Genomic DNA, 270 nt, shown 5'->3' with positions numbered 1-270 from the left:
TCCATCGACTCGTCTTGCTCAGCGGCAACAGCGCGCAGACCTGCGGTCAACTTCTTGGCCTTGGCTTCGACACGCTTGTTCAGGACTTCTGCCTTACCGACGTTGACTGTGGCCAGAACAAAACCCATGCTCTTCAGGCCGGCACGCAGACCCTGACGGCACATTTCGTGCTGCGTCACTTCCGCATAGTTTTCCGATTGGTACATGTCTTGCGCGCCTGCCTTGATGGCCGCACGCTTGTCCATCGATGCGATAACGCGTTTGCCCTTC

General features: G+C 57.4%; 1 protein-coding gene. It reads right to left on the bottom strand.

Translation table 11 applies throughout. The features are described 5' to 3' along the window. On the bottom strand, positions 1 to 270 hold a 270-nt coding region (locus tag AC1RPH_RS08350), incomplete at both ends, for a hypothetical protein (protein WP_481762121.1).

The sequence above is a fragment of the Dellaglioa sp. CoH-57-MRSF-16 genome, from assembly GCF_056782055.1.
This window is presented reverse-complemented; position numbering and strand designations above follow the sequence as displayed.